We start from the raw sequence: 22,164 nt of genomic DNA, 5'->3' as shown, positions 1-22,164 counted from the left end.
GCTGTCGCGGCGCTGCGTCCTCCCGGCTCCAGGAGCGCCGGCATCGCGCTCTTCTTCTGCGCGCTGGTGGCCTTCGCCTCCTACGACGCCTTCTGCAAGAAGATGCTGCAGCACTACCCGGCGCCTTTCGTCAACGTGATGCGCTACCTGGCGGTGGGCGGCATCGCCTTTGCCGTGCTGCTGCGCCATGGCGACCTGCGCCTCTGGCGCGCGCCCCACAAGAGGTGGCTGCTGCTGCGCGGCGCGATGCTGGCGACGGTGGCCACCTGCTTCATGACGGCGCTGATCTGGATGCCGCTGGCCGAGGCCACCGCCATCTACTTCACCGCGCCGCTGATCATGGTGGCGCTCTCGCCCTGGCTGGTGGGCGAGCGGGTGCGGCGCAGCCGCTGGGCCGCCGTGCTCGTCGGCTTCGCCGGCATGCTGCTGATCGTGCGGCCCGGCAGCGACCTGCCGCGGCTCGGCACCTTGCTGATGGCGATCGCGGCCGTCTGCTATGCCGTGTTCCAGCTGATCACGCGCCGCCTCGTGGGGCAGGTCGCCGGGCCGGTGCAGTACGCCTACACCGCGCTCGTCTGCCTGGTCGCCACCGCGCTGCCGGCGCCGCTGTTCCTGCCGGCGCAGGCTCCGGGCGCCGGCGCCGTGCTGCTGCTGCTGGCCGGCGGCGCCTGCAGCGCCGCGGCCCAATGGCTGCTGCTGGCAGCCTTCGAGCGGGTCGAAGCCTCGACCCTGGCGCCGCTCAACTACTTCCAGCTGCTGCTGGCGGTAGGCTTCAGCACCTTCTGGTTCCACAAACCGCCCGACGCGCTCGCGATGTCGGGCATGGCACTGATCATCGCGGCCGGGGTCTACCTGGCGCGCGGCCGATGAACGAGGCCGCGGACAAACAAAGAGGCAAACGACATGGCTTTCCCTTCTTCTTCTTCTTCCTCTTCCTCGGACGACGTGCTCTTCGAGTCCCTCGAGACCACCGACCTGGTCGAGCAGGTCGAGGCCCAGCTCACCCGCGCCATCGTGGAGGGCCGCCTCGCGCCGGGCAGCCGCATCGTCGAGGCCGACATCGCGCGCCGCATGGGCGTGAGCCGCGCGCCGGTGCGCGAGGCGGCGCGCCGGCTCGAGCGCCAGGGCGTGCTGGTCGCACGGCCGCGCCACGGCTTCACGGTGCGGACCATCAGCGTGCAGGAAATCGATGACCTGTACGAAGTGCGCCTGAGCCTGGAGCTGACCTCGATCGAGCTGGCCTGCCGCAAGGCCAGCGATGCCGACCTGGCACGCGTGCGGGCGATGGTCGACGACATGGTGCGTCAAGCGCGCACGCGGCCGCAGGACGAGCGCATCGACACCGACCTCGCGCTGCACACGCTGATCAGCGAGCTGTCCGGCAACGCGCACCTGCACCGCATCTTCCTGAACACGCAGACCGAGCTGCGCATGGTCATCGCCCTCATCACCGTGGTCGACGACTCCGAGACCGTGGCCAGCAACCACCTGGCGATCGCCGACGCCCTACTGCGCCGCGACCCCGAGGCCGCCAAGGCCGCCATGCGCACGCACATCGAATCCGCCTGGCGGGACGTGCGCGCCCTGTTCGTGCGGCAGCACGGTGCCGCGCCGTCCCTTCCCGCTTCACCCGTGCAAGGAACCCCTCGATGAAAGTCGTCTACGCCGACACGCACAAGGAACATGACCCGCAGCTGTTCATGGTGCGCGGCAAGCTCAAGCGCAGCAACGAGCAGCCCGAGCGCGCATTCCGCCTGCTGGCGGCCGTGCAGGGCGAAGGCCACGACATCGTTCCCTGCGAGGACTTCGGCGCCGGACCCCGTGCGGCCATCCATACGCCGGAGTACCTGCGCTTCCTCGAGACGGCCCATGCGCGCTGGCAGTTGCTCGACGACCCGTCCGAAGAGGTGATGCCGAACATCCATCCCTTCCCGGGCCAGCCCTGCACCTATCCCGACAGCGTGGTGGGCCAGGCCGGCTTCCACATGGGCGACAACGCCTGCTCCATCGGCGCGCACACCTGGGAAGCGGCCGTTGCTTCGGCCCACATGGCCACGCACGCCGCGCAGCTGGTGCTCGACGGCGAGCGCGCCGCCTATGCGCTGTGCCGCCCGCCCGGCCATCACGCCTACGCCGACCGCGCCAACGGCTTCTGCTACCTGAACAACGTGGCCATCGCCGCGCAGCACCTGCGCGGCCGGCACGAGCGCGTCGCCATCCTCGACATCGACGTGCACCACGGCAACGGCACTCAAGGCATCTTCTATCGCCGCGCCGACGTGCTCACGATCTCCCTGCATGGCGACCCGCGCAACTTCACGCCCTTCTTCACCGGCCATGCGCACGAGCGCGGCGAGGGCGAAGGCCTGGGCTACAACATCAACAAGCCGCTGCCGCTCGGCACCGACCTCGACGGCTACCTGCCGGCGCTGCGCGAGGCCTGCGACAGCATCCGCGCCTTCGCGCCCGGCGCGCTGGCGGTGGCGCTGGGCCTCGACACCCACGAGCGCGATCCCTACAAGGGCATGCGCATCACGACGCCGGACTTCGCGCTGCTGCTGGCCGAGATCGCGCGCCTGGGCCTGCCGACCGTGCTGGTGCAGGAAGGCGGCTACCTGTCCGACGACCTGGGCCCCAACATCGCGAGCGCGCTGCGCGGCTTCGCAGGCGCGGCATGACGACGGCGCTGGACTTCGACGACGCGCATGTGCTGAGCGAGGGATCGCCCGAGCTCGACGAAACCTGGGTGCGCGCGCTGGCGCGCGAGCATTGGGCGCTCGAGGGCGAGCTGAAGCCGCTCTCGGGTGAGCGCGACCGCAACTACCGGCTGGAAGCGGCCACGGGCGGTGCACGCTTCGTGCTCAAAGTCTCGCACCCGGCCGAATCGGCGCTGGTCGCCGACTTCCAGACCCAGGCCCTGCTGCGCCTGGCGCGTGTCGACCCGGCATTGCCGGTGCAGCGCATCGTGCCGACGCGAAGGGGCGAGCCCTCCCTGCTGCGCGACCCGGGCGATGGCCTGCCGCGCGTGGTGCGCCTGTTCAGCTACCTGCCCGGCCTGCCGCTGCCCGAGGCGCCGCGCACGCCGCTGCAACGCGAGAACCTGGCGCGCATGCTGGCGCGGCTGGATCTCGCGCTCGCCGGCTTCGACCATCCCGCCGGCGACCTGCCCCTGCCCTGGGACCTGCAGCGCGCCCACAGCGTGCGCGGCCTGCTCGTGCACATCGACGACCCGGCGCGCCGCGCACTGGCGCAGGCGGCGCTCGACCGTTTCGAGCACGCGGTCCTGCCGCGGCTGCGCGCGCTGCCCGCGCAGCCGATTCACAACGACTTCAACATCTACAACGTGCTGGTCGATCCGCAGCAGCCCGATCGCATCGCCGGCATCCTCGACTTCGGCGACATGGTGCGCGCGCCGGCCATCGACGACCTGGCGGTCGCCGCCGCCTACCAGCTCGGCACCGGCGAGGACCCGCTGGCCGAGGTGCTGCCTTTCGTCGCCGCTTATCACGCGGTGCGGGCGCTGCAGCCGAGCGAGATCGCGCTGCTGTTCGACCTGATCGTGGCGCGCCTGGTCATGGTGGTCGCCATCAGCGGCTGGCGCGCCGCGCGCTATCCGGAGAACGCGGCCTACCTGCTGCGCAACAACCCGCTCTCGTGGGCGCGCCTCGCGGCCTGCGAGCGCATCGGCGCCGAGGCCGCCGCCGACGCCTTCCGCCGCGCCTGCGGCCTGCCATGAGATCCTGCGATGTCCACCCTGCCTGCTGATATCCCAGCGCTCATGGAGCGCCGCAACCGCTTGCTCGGCCCGGCCTACCGGCTCTTCTACGACACGCCGCTGCATACGGTACGCGGCGAGGGCGTGTGGCTGCACGACGCCGACGGCAGGCGCTACCTCGACGCCTACAACAACGTGGCCTGCGTCGGCCACTGCCATCCGCACGTGGTCGAGGCCATCGCGCGCCAGGCCGCCACGCTCAATACCCACACCCGCTACCTCCACGAGGGCGTGCTGGACTACGCCGAGCGCCTGCTCGCCACCATGCCGCCCGAGCTCGGGCATGCGATGTTCACCTGCACGGGCAGCGAAGCGAACGACCTGGCGATGCGCATCGCCGGCGCGCACACCCAGGCCAGCGGATTGATCGTCACGCGCTTCGCCTACCACGGCGTGACCGCCTCGATCGCGCAGGCCTCGCCCTCACTGGGCCGCTTCGTGCAGCTCGGCGAGGCGGTGCGCACCGTGCCGGCACCGGATGCGCGATCGATGGCGCCCGAGGCCGTGGGCCCGGCCTTCGCCGCCGGCGTGCGCGCCGCCATCGCCGACCTCGAGGCCCACGGCATCCGGCCTGCAGCGCTGATGGTCGACACCGTGTTCTCCAGCGACGGCATCTTCACCGACCCGCCGGGTTTCCTGGCCGAGGCGGTGGAGGCGGTGCGCGCGGCCGGCGGCCTCTTCATCGCCGACGAGGTGCAGGCCGGCCTGGGCCGCACGGGCGATGCCTTCTGGGGTTTCCAGCGCCATGGCATGGTGCCCGACATCGTGACCATGGGCAAGCCGCTCGGCGCCGGCCATCCGCTGGCCGGACTGGCGGTGCGGCCCGAGGTGCTGGCCGCCTTCGCGCGCGAGTGCCGCTACTTCAACACCTTCGGCGGCAACCCGGTCTCGATGGCCGCCGGCCTGGCCGTGCTCGACGTGATCGAGCGCGAGGGCCTGATGGCCAATGCGCAGCGCGTCGGCCGCTACCTGCGCGAGCGCCTGACGGCGCTCGCGCAGCGCCACGCCTTGATCGGCGAGGTCCGCGGCGCCGGCCTGTTCGTGGGCGTGGAGCTCGTGAACGACCGCACCGCCCGCGCACCGGCCACGGCCGAGACGGCACGCATCGTCAACGGGCTGCGCGAGCGACAGGTGCTGCTGAGCGCCACCGGCGAGCACACCAACACGCTGAAGATCCGCCCGCCGCTGGTGTTCTCTGAAGCGCACGCGGACCTGCTGGTCGACACCCTGGACAGCGTGCTGGCGACGATGTGATTCAGCCGTCGAGCGGCTCCACTCGCACCAGCCATAAATTGGGCGAGCTAGGCGTCGGGCAACCGGCGAGTAGTGACAGGTGAATCGAGTCCCCTACCTGGAGGGGGGACAGGCTCAGCGAGTCGGCGGCAACAAATGATGGCGGCTGTCGGTGTCCTTCATTCGGTCACCTTCGCCCTTTCAATTGACACCGATGCTCCTTTCAATGTGCCACCCGCCTGGCTCAGGCTGCTTCCCGCCTGTCACGCATCGGCTTCGTCGGGCTCCTGCTCGGCGGGAAGCTCGAATATCCCTGCCGCAGCAGCCCGATCGAGCAACGCTACGCTGATGAATTCCGCCTTCTCGCAGATCGCCAACTCGGCCGCTTGAACCAATAGGGTGGTGAGCTTCCGGCGCACTTGCCGTGCGCTTTGGCGTTATGCATCGGCCAGCACTGCACTGACCTCGCGCGATCCGCCGTAGTTTCGATTGGGTACGACTGGCGGCCACGGGGTCGGAGCGACGCCGCGGAACGTCGGGTGAGCGTGGGCTGCGGCCTAGGCGTTGGGGGTGACTAGCGCTAACGGCGGCGATGCCGCCCATTCACAAGCGACGCTTCTCCGGGGGGCGGCTCGTTCGGCTCGCCGGCGGCGGGATCTACGCCACACTTCGTCGGCGCGATGGCGGCGCGCTCGGCGGACATCGAGATGACCCCACATTCCCTACCGCGGCCCCACGCTCGCGGTGACGGATCTCATCGGTGGCGAGATCCCTTCCGCGTGCGCCGCGGTGGGCGATTTCCTGCCCTACGTGCAGGCCGGGCGCTGCCGTGCGTTCGTGACAGCCGCGTCAAGCTGCGTCAGCTTGCAGGTTGCCACTCTCACGATGGCTGCAACGGAATTCCCAACAATGGCAGCCGAGCCCGATGACGCTACACGGCTCGGAGAGAGGCCATCTGCGTGTTGCGCATGCCAGGGGACGACGCGTTACGATCATCCATGAAAAAGTCATTCCTGCTGGTTGTCGACGTCAGGCGCGAGCGCCGGCGCCTGCCCGAGTGCGCGGACGACCGGGAGTTCGACTGCAAGTTCGCGCCTTCGCGCAAGCTCGCAGTGCCGACGCACCTGTCCGCCCTCACTGCCTTTATTGACCGAGCGGCGAGGGACGGCGGCGCGCGGTTCCTCGCCGGCATCCTTGCGAAACCCACCCATCGCAAGGCGCGGACCGGAGACGTGAGCAACACGGTGCCATGACGGGCATCCAGGCCAAGCGCAGGTTTATCGTCATCGCACTGCTGTGCGTGGCCCTTGGCGGCGCACTGCTGCGACAGCTCTCCGCGCCCGGTTCGACGGCCCGCGACGTCGGCACCTTGTTGATGCTGCTGTGGCTGCCGATCATCGGCAACGTCATCGCCTGGCTCATTGGCAAGCTGCGGCGCCCGGTGCCCGCGCAGCCTGCGGGTTTCGAGGCGGGCAGCACATTCCACCCCCATGCCCTCGTCGAGCTCACGCTGCGCGCGCCGCAACTCCCCTCCGAAGACTCGCTGGTCCCCGAAGGCGAGCACCGCTGCGCCCTCGTGGTGGACAACGAAGGCTTTTCGGCACGCTGGGTCGTGGCGCCGGGGCAGGCGTTTCGGCGCGGAACGGCGCAGACGCTTCAGTTCGAGTTCCTGAAGCCTGCAACCGCACTGCCGCGGTTCCAGCGCAACGTGGTATTCCGGATCCTGATGGTCGAATCGTTCGTGGGCGATGGCCGGGTGCTGGAGCTGCTCGGCCACGACTGACGCCTGGCCCGCGGTCATCGCGGTTTCGGTGCGTCGTTCGCATCGAAAATCAAGCCCTTCGTGCTAGACAACGAATTCGAGTCCCGGCCTCCTTCATCGCGGCAAGGCCCCTGCCACAAAGCACGGTGATGGAGCGGCAACCACTGCGGCGTCAGCTGACCAGGTCCGGCCATCTGTAGTACCCACCCAGGAATGGCAGGAACCAGGGCGGACCGAGATGGGCGGTCGCGCCAGCGGCCGTGCGCGGCATCGTGAAGGAGCGATGCGCGATGGCGGGGGTGGAGGAAAGTTTTGGTGCGCTCTCGCTGAGGGCCGGGTTCGTGACGGAAGCCGGCCGACAGAACATGTCGCTGCTCGAGCCGATGGCCATGACCTGCCATCACAGCGTCGCGACCGTGATGGGCTACTTCCGCGCCGCAAGCGCGCTGGGCAGCAAAGTGAGCCGGATGCTCGATGAGGGTGAGGCGTTCCTGGTATCCGCGCTCGGCTTCATCGACGCCGCAAGCCATGGCCGTGCCGATCGACGGAGTTCACGTGCCGCCGCGGTCGCTCAGGGCGTCGCGGGCCGAGAAGCCTCGGACTTCAGGAATCTCGTCGCTGCCACACAGCATAAGTGGTGGTCTTCGGCTGCGTCTGCGCCAGCAAGAGTCGCAGATACCCGATCGCGCGGGTCTTGCCAATGCGCGACAGTGCGCTAGAGCTTCGCGATCGACCATCTGCGCAAGAGGCACATGACCACCGATGGCAGCAGCGGAGGCACAGGACAAGGCGTTACCACAAAATAATAACAACCCGCTTGACAGGTCGCGATGCACGGAATAACATTGTTGCCACACCGGAGAAAACCATGCAAGTCACCATCAGACCATTCGGAAACAGCAAGGGCGTTGTCCTTCCCAAGCCACTTCTGGCGCAGGCGGGACTGGGCGATGAGGAAGCTGCTGAGATGACCGTCGAGGAGGGGGCCATCGTCTTGCGCAGAACGGCGCGTCCGGCGCGAGCCGGTTGGGCCGAGGCCGCTATGGCGCTGGCCGCCAACGGAGGCGACGAGTTGGTCATGGGTGAATTCAGCAACGAAGCCGATGCGGAGTTGGCTTGGTGAGGCGTGGGGAGATCTGGCTTGTGAACCTGGACCCCACGGTCGGTAGCGAGATCAAGAAATCCCGCCCTTGCGTGGTAGTGTCCCCGGCTGAGCTGAACGACCATCTGCGCACCGTGATTGTGGCGCCGATGACCTCCAAGGGGTTCGCAGCGCCGTTTCGGATTGCGCTGACGCACGGTGGCACCAAGGGTTTGATCCTGCTGGATCAGGTGCGCACGGTCGACAAGGCTCGCTTGGCAAAAAAACTTGGCGCGGTATCAGCGAAGACACTGGCGGCGACGTTGGCGACGCTGCAAGAAGTCTTTACAGCCTGAACAAGGGCCGCGGGGACCATCGACACGGGCGAGGGACTGGCCAAATTCAGGAGGCGCTTCCAGTAACTCATCTCAACAGCTGGATCCGGCGCGCCTGTCGCAAACCGTCGAAGATGCAGCGCGCGCGCTCCTGGGTTGAACCATGAGTACATGGCTCAATCGGGGCGCCTCCGGCGGCCTGGCAGGGGCCTTCTATGAGGACTCAAATGTTGTCAAGCGTCGATGGCGGTCGGGCTGTTGTGGAACGGACTGAACGAGGCGAAGACGCGATCACGGGTCGGGGTCGAGCCTGTCAAAAATTTTGTGTTCGAGGCATAGCATGACGACCAGGAGCATGTATGCCAGTAAGCAAGACGAAGATGAAGAACGCGGCGATCGCCGCCAAGATGGCGGCGCTGCCGTCGATTCCGAAGGAGTTGATTGACCAGTTCGTCACCGGCCCCATGACCGGTGACGCAGTCAATGAGGCGACGGCCGCGTTCAAGAAGGCGCTGATCGAGCGCGCCCTGGGTGCCGAGATGTCGCACCACCTGGGCTACCCGAGCGGCGCGAGCAAGCCCGAGGCCAGCGGTGGCAATCAGCGCAATGGCAGGAGTGCCAAGACGGTTTTGGCCGGTGACGGGCCACTTCGCATCGAGGTGCCGCGCGACCGCGAGGGCTCCTTCGAGCCAGTGCTCATCCCAAAGCACGAACGCCGGTTCACCGGCTTCGACGACAAGATCGTGGCCATGTACGCGCGCGGCATGACCATGCGCGAGATCCAGGGCTTCTTGATGGAGAGCTACGCGGTGGAGGTGTCGCCCGAGTTCATCAGCTCGGTCACCGACGCCGTCATGGCCGAGGTCGGAGCCTGGCAGGCCCGGCCGCTGGAGCCGATGTACCCGGTGGTCTTTTTCGACGCCTTGCGCGTGAAGATCAAAGAAGACGCGGTGGTGCGCAACAAGGCCATCTACTTGGCCTTGGGGGTGCTGCCCGATGGCACGCGCGACATCCTCGGCCTGTGGATCGAAGGCACCGAGGGCGCCAAGTTCTGGATGAAGGTATTCAACGACCTGAAGACCCGCGGCGTGGGTGACATCCTCATCGCCGTCACCGATGGCTTGAAGGGCATGCCCGAGGCGCTGGCGGCGGTGTATCCGGCTACCACGTTGCAGACCTGCATCGTGCACCTGATACGCAACTCGCTGGACTACGCGAGCTGGAAGGACCGCAAGCTGCTGGCCGCGGCGATCAAGCCAATCTACACGGCCGCGAGCGCCGAAGCGGCCGAGGCCGAACTCGATGCCTTTGCTCAAGGCCCCTGGGGTATCAAGTTCCCGACCGTGGTCGCGGCTTGGCGCCGTGCGTGGGATCGGGTGATTCCGTTCTTCGCGTTTCCGCCGTCCATCCGCCGGGTGATCTACACGACCAATGCCATCGAGAGCATCAACGCGCAGTTGCGCAAGATCATCAAGTCGCGCGGCCACTTCCCCAGTGATGACGCGGCCTCCAAGCTGATCTGGCTGGCGTTGCGCAACATCACGACCGACTGGGGGCGCGCGGCGCACAATTGGAAGGAGGCGATGAATCAATTCGCGATCCTCTACGAAGAGCGCTTCACGCACGCGGCCCAAGGCAACGCAAAATCAGGAGGTTGAACCATGAATACATGGCTCAACCGGGGCGCCTCCGGCGGCCTGGCGGGGGCCTGAAGACATAAGAAAAAACAATCGAGAACAAATCAATCAACCGGCCTCGAACACAAAAATCCTGACAACTCCTCGGGGTCTGACGAAAGATTCCAGCCAACGCTGAAACAACCTTCTATCCGTGTCGGGCGTGTTGCCCGGCACCACATGCAACATGCGCGCCCTGCGCTTGGCTGACCCCTGTTACCGACGCTCCCCATCTGAAAGAACGGTCACTGCGTGGTGACCCAGCCCCTGCACGGGCGCGTCGAACCTGCGATCGTAGCGTGAGACGTCTCCTCCAATTCGTCGCGTCGAGGGAAGATCCTTCTCTGTTGCGGGGGTCTACACCGCCGGCTTGAGCGATGCACCGGCTGGAATCTCGCCGTGTTCGGTGTAGCGCCAGAGCGCCACCGCCAAACGGCGTGCCAGCGCGATGATGCCGATGCGTCGCATGCGCTTGCCGCCGCTGCCGAAGCGCCGCTTGAACCACTGGCTCAGGTCGCTGTCAGGCTGGTAGCGCAGCCAGCTCCATGCCAGTTCCACGAACAGGGTCCGCGCTCGCTTGTTGCCGGCTTTGCTGATGCCTTGCTCGATCTGGATGTCACCGCTGGCATAAGGGCTTGGCACCAAACCCAGACATCCCGCCACCTGGCGTTGATTGGCAAAGTGTCGCCAACCAAACAACTCCTTGACCAGGACCCAGGCCGTCGGGATGCCGATCGCGCGCAGCCTGGCCAGTTGCGCCACTTGCGGCTGCTCGTTATCGCTGACCTGCTTGCTCTGCACCGCTTGCAGTTCGCGAATCTGCTGCTTGACCAGGACCAAGCGCGCGTACTCGCGCTCGATCTCGGAGCGCAGCGCCGGCGGCACCTGCTCGTGATGGCTGCCCCACCAGCGGCTCCAGTCTCGTCCGCCTACATGGGGCACTCGCAGGTTGTGCAGCATCAGTAGCGACCCGATGCGATTGGTGTGCGACGTGCGTTCGCCCGACAGACGCTGCAGTTCACGGTGCAGGCGGCGATCGTCTTCCTGCTGCACCGTAGGCTCGGGCACCACCGACCACACCCGTGTCTCCCCGGCGTGCCACCGCTGCAGCATGCACAGCAATTTGTCGCCGTCGAGTCGGTCGGTCTTGGCACGCCGGGCGCGCCGGTTGACCTCGATGCTGGCGGAGTCCACTACGATGTTGTCGACACCGTGCTCCCGCAGCCTGCGGTGCAGCCACCAGCCGTCGCGCCCGGCCTCATAGCAGCTGTGCACCGCGGCTGCCGCACTCAGCCCGAAACACACCTTGGCCTTACCGATGCGTTCCAGCACCGCGGCCTCATCTCCGGCGGCTACCGTGCAGCGGCTCGGTCGCTGGCTGCCGTTTCCGAAGGTTAGTTTCCAGCTTTTGTCACCGAGCTCCATGCTCATGTAAAGATCAAATGCAGTCGTCCTATCCATGCCTTGAAGGGCCGTCTCGCGTGCAGTCATGATGCGCTCCTTCGGTTTCTTGACTGAGAACTCCCGTTCTAGCGCAACAGGGCTCGCCAGTGGCAGGGAGTCCTCCATAGCATCTGAAGATTGAAAGATCAAACCCGCAGCCAATCCACTTATCTCAGGTCAAAGCGTGTTCGGACGATCGGAGCCTCCTCTCAGGACGCTTTCGACCACCAGGCGGGCGGCAGCTGGATCGTCAGTGCCGATGTGGGTAGCTTCCTCGTCGATTTGCGCAGCGCCCCACGCAACCATCTAACTCACACTCACCTTCCACTTTTTTGCCAGCGCTGCGACATCCTTGCCGCTGGCGAAGTCGCCCGCCTTCGCTTCATCGACCGCTGCGCGGATCTCGGCGATCTGCCACTCATTGTTCTCGACGAACTCACGGATCGCCTCGCGCGGACGTACCTCTTTCTCGATCTGCTTCGCGGCTTCCTTCTCGGCCATCTTGAGGTCGTAGACGCTCTGCATGTTGAGCCACCATTGCGCCGAGCCGCCGAAGTAGCGGGACAGGCGCAGGGCCATCACAGGGGAAACGCCGCGCTTTTCGCGCACGATGTCGTTCACGGTCGGCGCGGCGACGTGCAGTTCCTTTGCGAGCGCGCTGGCGCTCATTTTGAGGGGCTCCAGAAAGTCCTCACGGAGCGTCTCGCCGGGGTGAACCGGGCGCAGTCTGTTCTTAAACATGGCTCTTGCCTTTCTGCCAAGGGGCGATTCGCATCTTGCGAAGATCCGCACGGCCTGCACTGTGGGTCGTAAATCTTCACGTTCTCGGGCTCGTTGCCGGTCCACTGCCAAGTTAGCCGCCATTGGTCATTGCCGCATCGAGCCAGGGTTTACACGATTTGCGAAGCAAATGTGTCAGCGCAGCCGCCTCTGGGGGCGCTTCTACCGCCCTGCCCTATCGCCGCTTGCGTCACCGCGATAGGACGCTCGCGCGTCAACGCGGTGCACTGCAGGGGTGGGGGCGAGTTCGAGCCGTATTACCGCAGGCAGCGAGGAGCGGCTCACGATGCATCGGACATCGGTCGTGGCGCTCACGCTGGTGCACCACCGTGTGATAGCCGAGCGACATGCAGAGAGGGCAGTATCGCAGGAAGCGGCAACCATCCACCGCCGCCGCGTCATCTCCTCGCACACGCTGCGCTATGTCACGCCCAGCAGACGCGCAACGATCGGTGCGTCGATGTCCCCGGGGGCGAGGCCCAGGGCAATGAGCAGTCGTTGGCGGACTTCATGCGCACGTCGCCGCTGTACTGCCGTGAAGACATCGAATTTGAGCGCGATCGCAGCCCGCCGCGCGAGCTCGAGTTTTGAGCTACCTGATTGATACCAACGTCCTGTCGGAACTGCGCCGCAAGCAAGCCGACGCGTGACCTGGATTCAGGCGCGGCCGCGCCAATCCCTCTACTTGAGCGTGCTGAGCCTGGGGGAGATCCGCAAGGGCATCGAGGGCGTCACGGACGCGGCCTTTCGCCAGACATTGACGGACTGGTTGGAAGTGGACTTGCCCAATTGCTTCGTCGGCAGACTGCTGGGCATCGATGCCCAGGTCGCTGATCGTTGGGGTCAGGTACAGGCGCGTGCGGGCCGCACGCTGCCGGCCATCGACGGGCTGCTTGCCGCCACGGCCTTGCAGCACGATCTGACGCTGGTAACGCGCAACACCCGGGACTTCGAGGGCCTTGCCGTGCGACTGATCAATCCCTGGGAACGTTGACGGCACGGAAAGGCAATTGCGTCGGGAGTGGTTTCACCCGGCGCAACATATAGCCAACGTGCGGATTCAGCACGTGCTGGTCCAGCATCAGAATCGGCAGCGACATCGCTCGACCTCGCCTGCAGTTCCAGTTCTCAGGCGGCACTCGTCACGCGGCCATCGAAGGCAAACTGCCACGCGGCACATCGCGCGTCCGCTAGGTTCTCATGCCCTGCGGCAGGCTGGGCATCACGCCCACGTAGCGCCCGCGTGGCCGGATCACTTGCGTCACGCTCAGTTGCTCCAGGCAGTGCGCCAGCAGCCCGACGCTGCGCGCCGTTGCGAAAAGGCCGAAGGCCGCATCGGCGGGAAGTCGATGGTGGGTGACCAGGGCCGCGAGCGCCACGTCGATGTTCGGCTGCAAGCCGGTCTGCTGCGTGACCTTCCGGATGAAGCGCGCAATCGCCTTCGGCGGCTCGAACAGGGCCAGCAAGGCGGCCGCGCGCGGGTCGCCATCGGGATAGAGGTGATGACCGAATCCCGCGAAAGGCAGGCCGGTCGACAGGTAGTGGCTGACCACCTGTTCCTCGCCCAACCGTTCCACTTCGCTGAACAGGGCCTGAACCTGACCGGAGGCATCGCCATGCAAGGGGCCCGAGAGCGTGCTCAGCCCGGCCAGAAGGCATGCGGGCAGCGATGCGCCGGTCGAAGCCGCAATGCGCGCGGCGAACGCGGAACTGGTCAACTCGTGGTCCACCAGGAGGACCATGGCCGTGCGCAGCAGATCGGCGACGTGGGCCGATAGCTTCCACCCTTGGGCAAAGCGCAGATGCAGAGGCTGGCCCCCCGGCTGGGCACCGAAGGCATTGGCCAACTGGCCCACCAGGCCCTGGCCCTCGTTGTGCAAGACCCGGGTCAGGCGTCCACGGGTGGAATGTCCCGCAGCCGCCAGGCTGGCCAGCGCCGTGAAGGCAGCGACCCGCCCCGGCTTGCCCGCGCGCATCGGCGTGGACGACGAAAAGTCGACGGGCTGCTCGGCGCTCCACATCAGTCGAGTCACCTCTTCCAGGTCGGCAGATCCCGCCAGGCTCACGGCATCCTGGCCCCGGTAATACAGGCGACCGCGAAAGAAGGCCGAGAGGGCCGTCGGGATGCTGGGCTCCGCGCCGAACAGCGTGTTGGCCGCCAGGGTCTCGTGTTTGCGGCCGGCCTGCTTGCGTTTGGCCAGGCCGGCCACGTCCTCGGCGCGGTACAGGCTGCGGCGCGTATCGGCCGGGTCGGGCATGACCTCCAGCTTGCCGCGGCTCACGTAGGCATAGATCGTCTGAGGCCGAACGCCGAGGAGGCGGCACGCCTCGTTCATCGATATCCAGGAGGCCATGGCTGGGTGCAGAAGTTCTTATATATTGATTCTATCTGTCAATCTTGCTTAGTTCATCAACTATTAACTACGATGCGTCCATCCCAAAAACGGCTCCCTCGCGCCCATGAAACCCCGCGTCCTGCAACTCAACCCGATCCTGATCCCGGCGGTCAACGACAAGCTCGCATCGCTGTACGACGTTCACAAGTACTTCGAGCTCTCCGATCCGCAGGCCTGGCTGGGTGAGCACGGCGCCTCCGTCGACGCCGTGATCACCGGCGGCCACACCGGCATTTCGCGCGCGATGCTGGAGCGCTTGCCCGGCCTCAAGGTCGTCGCCATCAACGGCGTCGGCACCGACGCCGTTGATCTGGCGTACTGCCGTGGCCGGGGCCTGCCGGTCACCGCGACCCTGGGCGCGTTGACCGACGACGTGGCCGACTTGGCGATCGGATTGCTGATCGCCGCCTGCCGAAACCTGTGTGCCGGCGACCGCTTCGTGCGCGACGGCCAGTGGGCGCTTCACCCCCAGCCGAGCGCACTCCCGCTCGCTCGCCGCTTCAGCGGCATGCGCGTCGGCATCGTCGGCATGGGGCGGGTGGGTCGCGCCGTTGCGCAGCGGGCGGCGGCCTTTGGCTGCCCGATCAGCTACACGGACCTGCGGCCCATGGACGACCTGCCGCATCGGTTCGTGAACCACCTGCTGGACCTCGCGCATGACGCGGATGCGCTGGTGCTGTGCGCGGCGGCGGACAAGGCCGAAGGCATCGTCAACGCGGCCGTGCTCGAAGCGCTCGGCCCGCGCGGCTTCCTCGTCAACATCGCCCGCGGCCGCCTGGTCGATGAGGCCGATCTGACGCAGGCGCTGGCCGCCGGCCGCATTGCCGGGGCAGGCCTGGACGTCTTCGTCGACGAACCCCACGTTCCCCTGGCGCTGCGCCAATCCGAGCGCGTGACCCTCCAGGCCCATCGCGCCAGTGCCACCAGGGAGACCCGGACCGCGATGGGCGAAATGGTGCTCGAGAGCCTGGCTCAAGCACTGGCAGGCGAACGCCCGACCATGAGCCTGACCACCGAGCCCCGAACTGAACCCCTGCCCGTGACCGGAGCCCACGCTTGAACGCCACCACCTCCACGAAGATCGCGCTGGTCACCGGCGCAGGAAGCGGCATCGGCCGCGCCGTGGCCCTCGGTCTGCTGAGCGACGGCTGGAACGTCGTCCTCGCGGGCCGTCGTGCCGAGCCCCTGCAGGCGCTGGCGGCCGAGGCCCAGGCGCGTGACCAGGCGGCGTTGGCCGTGCCCACCGACGTGACGTCACCCGACAGCGTGGAGGCGCTGTTCGCCACCATCGAGCGCAGCTTCGGCCGATTGGACCTGCTGTTCAACAACGCCGGCGTGAACGCCCCGGCCGTTGCGATGGATGAGCTGCCGCTGGAAAAGTGGTTCGACGTCCTGAACACGAACGTGACCGGGGTCTACTTGTGCGCAAGGGCGGCCTTCGGGCTGATGCGTCGCCAGTCGCCGCAGGGCGGGCGCATCATCAACAACGGATCGATCTCGGCGCACACGCCGCGCCCCTTCACGGCGCCCTACACCGCCAGCAAGCACGCGGTGAGCGGCCTGACCAAGGCGCTCGCGCTGGACGGCCGTGCCTTCAACATCGTGGCCAGCCAGATCGACATCGGCAACGCGCTGACCGAGTTGTCCGAACGCATGACGCGCGGCGTTTTGCAGGCCAACGGCACGGTCGCGCCCGAACCCATGATGGACGCGAAACACGTGGCCGATGCCGTGCGGCAGATTGCCGCGATGCCCTTGCAGGCCAACGTGCTGAACATGACCCTCATGGCCAGCACCATGCCCTACGTCGGGCGCGGATGAGGCCTCGTGCCGAGGCAGAAGCATCGACAAAGCTGCCGGCACTTCATGACCCTTTGACCCCACCCCCAAGAGGAGACCTCCATGCAATTCACTTCCCTGTCCAGGCGCCTGGCCCTCTCGGCGCTCCTGGCCCTGGCGCCGCCCCTGGCGTCGGCACAGGCCTATCCCACCCGCGCCATCAAGATCATCGTGCCGGCGCCGCCGGGCGGCGCGATCGACATGATCGCCCGCGTGGTCGGCGACAAGCTCGCGTCATCGATGGGCCAGCCGGTGATCGTGGACAACAGGCCCGGCGCATCCAACAACCTCGGCACGGACGTGCTGGCCAAGTCGGCACCCGACGGCTACACCATCGGCATCGTGGGCGGCAGCCACAACATCAACAAGTTCCTGTTCAAGAACCTGGGCTGGGATCCGGAGAAAAGCTTCGAGCCCATCGTCTACACCCACGTGGTTCCGCTGGTGTTCGCCATCCATCCGCAGATTCCCGCCAAGACATTGCCCGAGTTCGTGGCCTGGATGAAGGCCAACCCGGACAAGGCCAAGGTCGCGACGTCCGGCCGCGGCAGTGCACAGGAAATGGCGGCCGAGATGTTCCGCATGGCCGCCGGCACCGACATGCTGCTGGTTCCCTACAAGGGATCTTCCGCCGCCCATCCGGACCTGCTCGGCGGGCGCACCGCGCTCTTCATCGACACCATCAGCGCCATCCTGCCGCAGGTGAAGGGCGGCAACGTGCGTGCCATCGCGGTGTCGACGCTCAAGCGAACGTCCGCCCTGCCGGACGTACCGACCGCGAACGAACAAGGATTCAAGGGCTACGACGCCAACACGAACGGCGGTTTCCTGGCGCCTGCCGAAACGCCCAAGGCGATCGTCGCCCGGCTCAATACCGAGATCAACGCGGCGCTCAAGCTGCCTGACGTGCGGGCCAAGCTCGAGGCTGCCGGCATCGAGATCCAGGGCGGAACACCGCAGGAGTACGCTGCGGTGATCAAGTCCGACCTCGCCAAGTGGGGCAAGGTGGTCAAGGAGGCCGCCATCCAGCCGGAGTGAAGCAACAAGGCAATGGCTGCGCAAGGCTCGCCCAGATCGCCGCGTTGAACGTTGAAACGTCCCGCGCCTGTCTGGTCACCGAGTTGCCCGCCGACATCGACCAGGCCCTGGTCGCCAACGGCTACAAGGCGCGCCTCGGGGCGCCGGCGCTCAACACGCTGGTGCACCGCATCGCCGTGCTGTCCAAGGCGCACCAGCTGGTGCGCGAGCTGCTGGCCCAGACGCGCCGCGCCTACAGCGAGGTGCGCGGCCGCGCAAGCAGCGCGCGCTCACCAAGGACCCGCTGCAAGCGGTACTGGCGACCTGCGACGACACCCTGCGCGGAGAACGCGATCGCGCCCTCCTCCTGTTCGCCTGGGCGACTGGCGGGCGAAGGCGCTCCGAGGTCGCCTCGGCCACGCTCGAGAACCTTCAGCGTGTCGATGCCAGCTCCTACCTCTACACGCTCGCGCACTCCAAGACCAACCAGGCTGGCGCCCAGCGCCCCGACGACGTCAAGCCCCTGGTGGGCAGTGCGGCGCAGGCCATGCAGGCGTGGCTCGCCGTGCTAGCGGAAAGAGGCATCCAGGAAGGCGCCCTCTTCCGCCGCATCCGCAAGGGCGGTCATCTGGGGGAGCCGCTCGCGCCAGCGGCCGTGCGCGACATCGTGAAGGAGCGATGCGCGATGGCGGGGGTGGAGGGTAAGTTTTCTGCGCACTCGCTCAGGGCCGGCTTCGTGACCGAAGCCGGCCGGCAGAACATGTCGCTGCCCGAGACGATGGCCATGACCGGGCATCACAGCGTGGCGACCGTGATGGGCTACTCCGCTCTGAAAGCTCACTCAACAGCAGGACCAGCCGGATGCTCGATGAGGATTGAGCGGCAACCCAGCGTCTAAATCTTGCCCGCCCCGCACGCCCTTCTGGCACGCCGTCGCGCAACAGAAACTTGTACATGATGGTAATATACAATCCATGATTGACCTGAGCGGCATTACCGGGTTCGACTGGGATGAAGGCAACGCCCGCAAGAACGAAAAGCATGGTGTTTCCATGGCCGAAGCCGAGCAAGTCTTCTTCAACGCACCCTTGCTGCTTTTGGAAGATGCCGCCCACAGCCGTCAGGAACCCCGGCTCCACGCCTTGGGCAAAACCGACGACGCACGCACACTGCACATCACGTTCACGCTGCGCCGATCGGGCCGATTAATCCGCATCATTTCAGCCCGGGACATGCACCGTAAGGAGCGCGCCATCTATGAACAAGCCGACTAAAGCCATCCCGAAGTTCGCCACCGAAGCGCAAGAGCGTGCGTACTGGGAAAAGCATGACTCCACGGACTACCTTGACTGGTCGAAAGCCCAGAAGGTCACGCTGCCCAACTTGAAGCCCACCACCAAGACGATTTCGCTGCGCTTGCCGCAGCACCTGCTTGACTCGATCAAGGTCGCGGCGAACGCCCGCGATGTGCCTTACCAGTCGCTGATCAAGGTCTGGTTGCAAGAAAAACTGCACACTCACTGAGCAGCCTCTGGTGGGGGGTGAACTGCCTCTGGTGCAAATTTGTGCACAAGCTGCCCATGGATCGATCGTCGTCGCGGTTCAACTCATCAAGGTGAGGACGGTACCAAGATGAGGGTCATGAAACAGAACCCCTTTTCCGGCCCTTGGCGCATCGTCTGCATGTCCGGCTGGGACCAGAACTACGTGGACATGGAAGTGCCGGGCCACATCACCTTCGGCGCAGGCCGGGCCGCAGAACATGTCGCTGCCCGAGACGATGGCCATGACCGGGCATCACAGCGTGGCGACCGTGATGGGCTACTTCCGCGCCGAGAGCGCGCTGGGCAGCAGGGTCAGCCGGATGCTCGACGAGGAGTAACTGTTGATTTCCTCGAGAAGTGATCCCCCTGCCCTGCAATTCCATTCAGATCTGCCGCCCCGCAGTGCCTTCATAGGCGGCAGGCGAAGAAAGCATCGGGCTGTGCGGAGTGGAGCCATGCCGACGTGGCCCCCTGGTCTCCACGCAATCATCATGCGCATCGCTTTAGCCGCCCGCTTGGACCGCATCCAGTCATCGGTCTGTGGCTCAGCTTCATCAACCGTGCGCGCGCCATGCCTTCAACGCCCGAAACTTGTAAGGGTCGGCAGGAACGAGTTTCCCGCTGCAAGCGCTGACGTTGCCAGCCTCCTTGCCGACAACGACGGTGTAGATGGTCCGTTCCCCTTGCAGCGTGACGGTGTCGTTCGCCCAGGCCATGGCCGCAAGGCCGCAAGTACGGCCAGGATTGCTATCAGGAAGAGCCATGTGCACATGCCCGCGTTATTGGGGTCGACAGTCCGCTCGGCACCGTCGCGAATCCTCCGACGGCCAAGTCAACTACAGCAGCTCGGATGCCTCGCGAAGCCGCTGCGCGGTGACGACCAAGCCGTTGCGCTCAAATGCGTGCGCGAACTCGTCGACGGAATATGGTGGGCGCTTGGAGCGGGCACGCATCTCTTTGAAGGCCGAGAGCACGGTGATCGGTTCCAGGTCGAGCTGAGCGACGATGAAGTCGTCCGGGTGGATCGCGGTTTCAGACCGTGGACGGCCAGCACGTCCGCAGGAAAGTCTTTGAGGTTCGCTGTGACGATGCAATCCGCGTAGCCAGCGATAGCTGCTGCGAGGACATGCACATCTCCGATATCCGGGAGCTGCAGCGTGCCCGTCAACGCCCTCCAGGCGGTTTCCGGAACTTCCCAGTCGGGGATTGCGTCGCGCATGTTGTCGCGGCGATAGTCGAGGCGACCGGCCAACTCGGGGCGCTCGGCCGCGAGGTTGCGCATCCATTCCGCCTCGATCTCAGTCGTCCACTTCGGCGCATACAGGCCGGTGACAGCAATGCTTAGCAGCGCGTCGGTGACGCTCACAGGGTAAAGCACGCACGCATCCAAAAGGGCCGTGTATTGTGCGTGCCCGGCCATCAGTAGTCCAAGCCTAACTCATTGGCGTGGTCCGACAGCCGCTGCAAAGCAGCCTTCTGGCCCTCGCGCATCCGCTGCTTGTAGGCCATTAGATCCTCAAACGTGATGCGGCGGTGTGTCCCGACCATGCGATGCGGGAGTCGCCCGGCCTCGATCTCGCGAATGACAAAGGGGCGTGATACGTTCAGGTAGTGCGCCGCCTCAACCGTGGTCATCTCGCGCTTACCCGAGACGACCGTCACCGCCTGGCGCTCGCTCAGAGCGCCCAGGACTTCGCCGATCAGCCGCAGTGCCTTGGTCGGCAGCTGGACCGGAGGCAAGTCCCCATCTTCACTGGTGAGCATGATGCTGGCCGCTCGGGAGCGGTCCAGTGCCTCGCCGATGCAGCGCTGCGCCGTGCGCGCCATCTCCAACTCCTCTTGGGTCATCTCCGCAGGCTGCTGGCGCCTCGAGCGTTCCAGAGTTGCCATGACACTTCTCCTTGTGGTTACCGGATCATCCCGGCAAGCCTAGTAGCTGAGGAGTACTTTACCTCAGTAAATGCAATATGTGAACTAGATGCAATAAGTGCACACAGCAGCCCTGTGGGCTTTCTTCCACGAAGTCCAACCGGCCGGTGCCGAGCGTCCGGAGGATGTGAAACCCCTGGTGGGCAGCGCGGCGCAGGCCATGCAGGAATGGCTTGCCGCAGCGGCATCCAGGAAGGGCGCCTCTTCCGGTGCATCCGCAAGTAGGGCAACCTGGGCGAGCCGCTCGCCCCTGCGGCCGGACGCGACATCGTGAAGGAGCGATGTGCGCTGGCGGGGTGGAGGGGAAGTTTTAGCGGGCACTCGCTCAGGGCTGGGTTCGTGACGGAAGCCGGCCGACAGAACATGTCGCTGCCCGAGACGATGGCCATGACCTGCCATCACAGCGTCGCGACCGTGATGGGCTACTTCCGCGCCGCAAGCGCGCTGGGCAGCAAGGTCCGCCGGATGCTCGATGAAGACTGAGACGCCCTTGCCGCAGCCAGGATGCAGCGGCAGCGCGTGACCTCCTCCTGAGCACTCGCCAACTCCTTGCGAGCTGCGACAGAGCTATCGAAGGCAAGGAGCCCTTCCAGCGGGGCTTAGAAATCGCAGCGGCCGGCGCCGCAGCAATGCTGCATGCCGCCGCCGTGGCTTCCACCAGCCTGTGCAATCCGTTCGTCGACCAGGACAGCGACGCGGGGGCTTTCTTGATCGAACTCGTAGTAGTCGAAAATCCTGTCCCGGTCTTCGAGCGCCAAGGGGAACCATTCAATTCTCACGCGCCACCCTTGGCGCTCCTGCGCAGCGCTGCGGCGCGACGCTCGGCGAAGCGCTCTGCCACGTCATCGTGCGCGATGGCCGGACGCGGGTCATCCAGCGCCTCCTGTACCTTGGCACGAAACCAGGCGTCATACGCTTTCGGGTCGGCGAACAAGCCGGCAGGAAGGGCACCTTCATTCGCAACGCGCGTCAGCACGATGCGAACGACATCCGAAACAGTCAGACCCAAGCCGTCGAGGACCTCGACGGCGCGGTCCCGCACGTTGGCGGAGATGCGCGTTTGCACCAAGGCGTTGGCAGTGGCCATCGGTTTCCTTCAGAAGGTGGACGATAAGCTGATTGTAATTCAAATGAATGACAGCAATTGTCGCAAATCTGGTGCGCGCTTCAACAGTTGCGCGCGCCCGCCCGGCGGCGTGGCGCCTGGAAGGCGGAGCGCAGGCCATGCAGGAGTGGCTCGCCGCCAGCGGCATCCAGGAAGGCGCCCTCTTCCGCCGCATTCGCAAGGGGGGCCATCTCGGGGAGCCGCTCACGGTCCCGGCACTTTGCGGTCCGCTCACCCTGTCCGGGAAGT

Annotated in this window: 23 protein-coding genes and 6 pseudogenes; 20 read left to right on the top strand and 9 right to left on the bottom strand. The window is 66.2% G+C overall.

The window, feature by feature from the left end:
- Positions 1-12 precede the first annotated feature (12 nt).
- From GXN78_RS31355 to GXN78_RS31335, 5 genes are read left to right on the top strand one after another with little or no spacing between them, the layout of a single operon-like run.
- Complete coding sequence (locus GXN78_RS31355; protein WP_181360661.1) at positions 13-870, top strand: DMT family transporter; 858 nt, start codon at positions 13-15, stop codon at positions 868-870.
- Positions 871-903: 33 nt separating this feature from the next.
- Entirely contained in the window at positions 904-1,653 is a 750-nt protein-coding gene (locus GXN78_RS31350) for a GntR family transcriptional regulator (protein WP_106559915.1), read from the top strand.
- Positions 1,650-2,678, top strand: a complete 1,029-nt coding sequence (locus GXN78_RS31345) for a histone deacetylase family protein (RefSeq protein WP_106559914.1) — start codon at positions 1,650-1,652, stop codon at positions 2,676-2,678. Before GXN78_RS31350 ends, GXN78_RS31345 begins: the two co-directional genes overlap by 4 nt.
- The gene (locus GXN78_RS31340) at positions 2,675-3,736 is read left to right on the top strand and encodes a phosphotransferase (protein ID WP_106559913.1); all 1,062 of its coding nucleotides are present in this window, start codon (positions 2,675-2,677) and stop codon (positions 3,734-3,736) included. Before GXN78_RS31345 ends, GXN78_RS31340 begins: the two co-directional genes overlap by 4 nt.
- 9 nt (positions 3,737-3,745) lie before the next feature.
- Positions 3,746-5,029, top strand: a complete 1,284-nt coding sequence (locus GXN78_RS31335) for an aspartate aminotransferase family protein (RefSeq protein ID WP_106559912.1) — start codon at positions 3,746-3,748, stop codon at positions 5,027-5,029.
- 242 nt (positions 5,030-5,271) lie between these two features.
- On the opposite strand, the gene GXN78_RS31330 is transcribed toward GXN78_RS31335, so the two are convergent.
- A complete protein-coding gene (locus tag GXN78_RS31330) occupies positions 5,272-5,427 on the bottom strand; it encodes a hypothetical protein (protein ID WP_164255993.1) in 156 nt (51 codons plus the stop codon).
- Positions 5,428-6,006: 579 nt separating this feature from the next.
- On the opposite strand from GXN78_RS31330, the gene GXN78_RS31320 reads away from it, so the two are divergent.
- The 6 genes and pseudogenes from GXN78_RS31320 to GXN78_RS31295 all read left to right on the top strand — a co-directional run bounded on the left by GXN78_RS31320 (position 6,007) and on the right by GXN78_RS31295 (position 9,844).
- Complete coding sequence (locus GXN78_RS31320) at positions 6,007-6,261, top strand: DUF6172 family protein (RefSeq protein WP_106559910.1); 255 nt, start codon at positions 6,007-6,009, stop codon at positions 6,259-6,261.
- Positions 6,258-6,791 (top strand): hypothetical protein, encoded by a 534-nt coding sequence (locus GXN78_RS31315; RefSeq protein ID WP_106559909.1) that lies wholly within the window; start codon positions 6,258-6,260, stop codon positions 6,789-6,791. Before GXN78_RS31320 ends, GXN78_RS31315 begins: the two co-directional genes overlap by 4 nt.
- A gap of 224 nt (positions 6,792-7,015) precedes the next feature.
- A pseudogene (locus GXN78_RS41585) lies at positions 7,016-7,249 on the top strand (integrase); the annotation flags it as partial.
- A 389-nt stretch (positions 7,250-7,638) separates the two neighbouring features.
- Positions 7,639-7,893, top strand: coding sequence for an AbrB/MazE/SpoVT family DNA-binding domain-containing protein (locus tag GXN78_RS31305; RefSeq protein ID WP_106559908.1), 255 nt, complete (start codon positions 7,639-7,641; stop codon positions 7,891-7,893).
- A complete protein-coding gene (locus GXN78_RS31300) occupies positions 7,887-8,207 on the top strand; it encodes a type II toxin-antitoxin system PemK/MazF family toxin (RefSeq protein WP_106559907.1) in 321 nt (106 codons plus the stop codon). The genes GXN78_RS31305 and GXN78_RS31300 overlap by 7 nt, the downstream gene beginning before the upstream one ends.
- A 359-nt stretch (positions 8,208-8,566) precedes the next feature.
- Positions 8,567-9,844 carry an IS256 family transposase gene (locus GXN78_RS31295; RefSeq protein WP_106561513.1) on the top strand — a complete coding sequence of 426 codons (1,278 nt, stop codon included), beginning with the start codon at positions 8,567-8,569 and terminating at the stop codon, positions 9,842-9,844.
- 375 nt (positions 9,845-10,219) lie between these two features.
- Here GXN78_RS31295 and GXN78_RS31290 read toward each other — a convergent pair whose 3' ends face one another.
- Both GXN78_RS31290 and GXN78_RS41580 read right to left on the bottom strand, forming a co-directional pair.
- The gene (locus GXN78_RS31290) at positions 10,220-11,353 is read right to left on the bottom strand and encodes an IS110 family transposase (RefSeq protein ID WP_106559386.1); all 1,134 of its coding nucleotides are present in this window, start codon (positions 11,351-11,353) and stop codon (positions 10,220-10,222) included.
- 399 nt (positions 11,354-11,752) lie between these two features.
- A pseudogene (locus GXN78_RS41580) lies at positions 11,753-12,046 on the bottom strand (HigA family addiction module antitoxin); the annotation flags it as partial.
- 626 nt (positions 12,047-12,672) lie between these two features.
- Between GXN78_RS41580 and GXN78_RS31280 the strand changes: the two are divergent.
- Positions 12,673-13,079: pseudogene (locus GXN78_RS31280) on the top strand (type II toxin-antitoxin system VapC family toxin).
- 196 nt (positions 13,080-13,275) lie between these two features.
- On the opposite strand, the gene GXN78_RS31275 reads toward GXN78_RS31280, so the two are convergent.
- Positions 13,276-14,439: a citrate synthase family protein gene (locus GXN78_RS31275; RefSeq protein WP_106559388.1), complete on the bottom strand. Its 1,164-nt coding sequence runs from the start codon at positions 14,437-14,439 to the stop codon at positions 13,276-13,278.
- A 106-nt stretch (positions 14,440-14,545) separates the two neighbouring features.
- On the opposite strand from GXN78_RS31275, the gene GXN78_RS31270 reads away from it, so the two are divergent.
- From GXN78_RS31270 to GXN78_RS41575, 7 genes and pseudogenes are all read left to right on the top strand, one after another.
- A complete protein-coding gene (locus GXN78_RS31270; protein ID WP_106559389.1) occupies positions 14,546-15,541 on the top strand; it encodes a 2-hydroxyacid dehydrogenase in 996 nt (331 codons plus the stop codon).
- Positions 15,538-16,302 (top strand): SDR family oxidoreductase, encoded by a 765-nt coding sequence (locus tag GXN78_RS31265; RefSeq protein ID WP_106559390.1) that lies wholly within the window; start codon positions 15,538-15,540, stop codon positions 16,300-16,302. Before GXN78_RS31270 ends, GXN78_RS31265 begins: the two co-directional genes overlap by 4 nt.
- A gap of 81 nt (positions 16,303-16,383) precedes the next feature.
- A complete protein-coding gene (locus GXN78_RS31260; RefSeq protein ID WP_106559391.1) occupies positions 16,384-17,358 on the top strand; it encodes a tripartite tricarboxylate transporter substrate binding protein in 975 nt (324 codons plus the stop codon).
- Positions 17,359-17,432: 74 nt separating this feature from the next.
- Positions 17,433-18,216: pseudogene (locus tag GXN78_RS31255) on the top strand (site-specific integrase); the annotation flags it as partial.
- 95 nt (positions 18,217-18,311) lie between these two features.
- Positions 18,312-18,611: a BrnT family toxin gene (locus GXN78_RS31250; protein WP_106559392.1), complete on the top strand. Its 300-nt coding sequence runs from the start codon at positions 18,312-18,314 to the stop codon at positions 18,609-18,611.
- Positions 18,595-18,861, top strand: coding sequence for a BrnA antitoxin family protein (locus tag GXN78_RS31245; RefSeq protein ID WP_106559393.1), 267 nt, complete (start codon positions 18,595-18,597; stop codon positions 18,859-18,861). Before GXN78_RS31250 ends, GXN78_RS31245 begins: the two co-directional genes overlap by 17 nt.
- A 220-nt stretch (positions 18,862-19,081) precedes the next feature.
- Positions 19,082-19,219, top strand: a pseudogene (locus GXN78_RS41575) (integrase); the annotation flags it as partial.
- Positions 19,220-19,435: 216 nt separating this feature from the next.
- Here the strand turns inward: GXN78_RS41575 and GXN78_RS31235 are convergent.
- From GXN78_RS31235 to GXN78_RS31225, 3 genes are all read right to left on the bottom strand, one after another.
- Entirely contained in the window at positions 19,436-19,597 is a 162-nt protein-coding gene (locus GXN78_RS31235; protein ID WP_164255984.1) for a hypothetical protein, read from the bottom strand.
- A 116-nt stretch (positions 19,598-19,713) separates the two neighbouring features.
- Positions 19,714-20,301, bottom strand: a complete 588-nt coding sequence (locus GXN78_RS31230) for a PIN domain-containing protein (RefSeq protein ID WP_239143038.1) — start codon at positions 20,299-20,301, stop codon at positions 19,714-19,716.
- Positions 20,301-20,729, bottom strand: coding sequence for a helix-turn-helix domain-containing protein (locus tag GXN78_RS31225; protein WP_239143037.1), 429 nt, complete (start codon positions 20,727-20,729; stop codon positions 20,301-20,303). Before GXN78_RS31225 ends, GXN78_RS31230 begins: the two co-directional genes overlap by 1 nt.
- Before the next feature lie 184 nt (positions 20,730-20,913).
- Here GXN78_RS31225 and GXN78_RS41570 point away from each other — a divergent pair.
- Positions 20,914-21,293, top strand: a pseudogene (locus GXN78_RS41570) (tyrosine-type recombinase/integrase); the annotation flags it as partial.
- 116 nt (positions 21,294-21,409) lie between these two features.
- Here GXN78_RS41570 and GXN78_RS40965 read toward each other — a convergent pair.
- Positions 21,410-21,568, bottom strand: coding sequence for a hypothetical protein (locus GXN78_RS40965; RefSeq protein ID WP_181360647.1), 159 nt, complete (start codon positions 21,566-21,568; stop codon positions 21,410-21,412).
- 17 nt (positions 21,569-21,585) lie between these two features.
- Complete coding sequence (locus GXN78_RS31215) at positions 21,586-21,897, bottom strand: type II toxin-antitoxin system RelB/DinJ family antitoxin (RefSeq protein ID WP_106559395.1); 312 nt, start codon at positions 21,895-21,897, stop codon at positions 21,586-21,588.
- Between the last annotated feature and the right edge of the window lie 267 nt (positions 21,898-22,164).

Source organism: Variovorax sp. WS11 (genome assembly GCF_010499245.1).
Taxonomy (GTDB): Bacteria; Pseudomonadota; Gammaproteobacteria; order Burkholderiales; family Burkholderiaceae_C; genus Variovorax.
The sequence above is the reverse complement of the archived record's forward strand: the minus strand, read 5'-3'. Positions and strand labels throughout refer to the sequence as shown.

Bases quoted from the DNA above. Each gene is read 5' to 3' on its own strand.
- GXN78_RS31350 (WP_106559915.1), top strand. From the start codon at position 904: ATGGCTTTCCCTTCTTCTTCTTCTTCCTCTTCCTCGGACGACGTGCTC.
- GXN78_RS31345 (WP_106559914.1), top strand. From the start codon at position 1,650: ATGAAAGTCGTCTACGCCGACACGCACAAGGAACATGACCCGCAGCTG.
- GXN78_RS31340 (WP_106559913.1), top strand. From the start codon at position 2,675: ATGACGACGGCGCTGGACTTCGACGACGCGCATGTGCTGAGCGAGGGA.
- GXN78_RS31335 (WP_106559912.1), top strand. From the start codon at position 3,746: ATGTCCACCCTGCCTGCTGATATCCCAGCGCTCATGGAGCGCCGCAAC.
- GXN78_RS31320 (WP_106559910.1), top strand. From the start codon at position 6,007: ATGAAAAAGTCATTCCTGCTGGTTGTCGACGTCAGGCGCGAGCGCCGG.
- GXN78_RS31315 (WP_106559909.1), top strand. From the start codon at position 6,258: ATGACGGGCATCCAGGCCAAGCGCAGGTTTATCGTCATCGCACTGCTG.
- GXN78_RS31305 (WP_106559908.1), top strand. From the start codon at position 7,639: ATGCAAGTCACCATCAGACCATTCGGAAACAGCAAGGGCGTTGTCCTT.
- GXN78_RS31295 (WP_106561513.1), top strand. From the start codon at position 8,567: ATGAAGAACGCGGCGATCGCCGCCAAGATGGCGGCGCTGCCGTCGATT.
- GXN78_RS31290 (WP_106559386.1), bottom strand. From the start codon at position 11,353: ATGACTGCACGCGAGACGGCCCTTCAAGGCATGGATAGGACGACTGCA.
- GXN78_RS31275 (WP_106559388.1), bottom strand. From the start codon at position 14,439: ATGGCCTCCTGGATATCGATGAACGAGGCGTGCCGCCTCCTCGGCGTT.
- GXN78_RS31270 (WP_106559389.1), top strand. From the start codon at position 14,546: ATGAAACCCCGCGTCCTGCAACTCAACCCGATCCTGATCCCGGCGGTC.
- GXN78_RS31260 (WP_106559391.1), top strand. From the start codon at position 16,384: ATGCAATTCACTTCCCTGTCCAGGCGCCTGGCCCTCTCGGCGCTCCTG.
- GXN78_RS31250 (WP_106559392.1), top strand. From the start codon at position 18,312: ATGATTGACCTGAGCGGCATTACCGGGTTCGACTGGGATGAAGGCAAC.
- GXN78_RS31245 (WP_106559393.1), top strand. From the start codon at position 18,595: ATGAACAAGCCGACTAAAGCCATCCCGAAGTTCGCCACCGAAGCGCAA.
- GXN78_RS31235 (WP_164255984.1), bottom strand. From the start codon at position 19,597: ATGGCCTGGGCGAACGACACCGTCACGCTGCAAGGGGAACGGACCATC.
- GXN78_RS31230 (WP_239143038.1), bottom strand. From the start codon at position 20,301: ATGGCCGGGCACGCACAATACACGGCCCTTTTGGATGCGTGCGTGCTT.
- GXN78_RS31225 (WP_239143037.1), bottom strand. From the start codon at position 20,729: ATGACCCAAGAGGAGTTGGAGATGGCGCGCACGGCGCAGCGCTGCATC.
- GXN78_RS31215 (WP_106559395.1), bottom strand. From the start codon at position 21,897: ATGGCCACTGCCAACGCCTTGGTGCAAACGCGCATCTCCGCCAACGTG.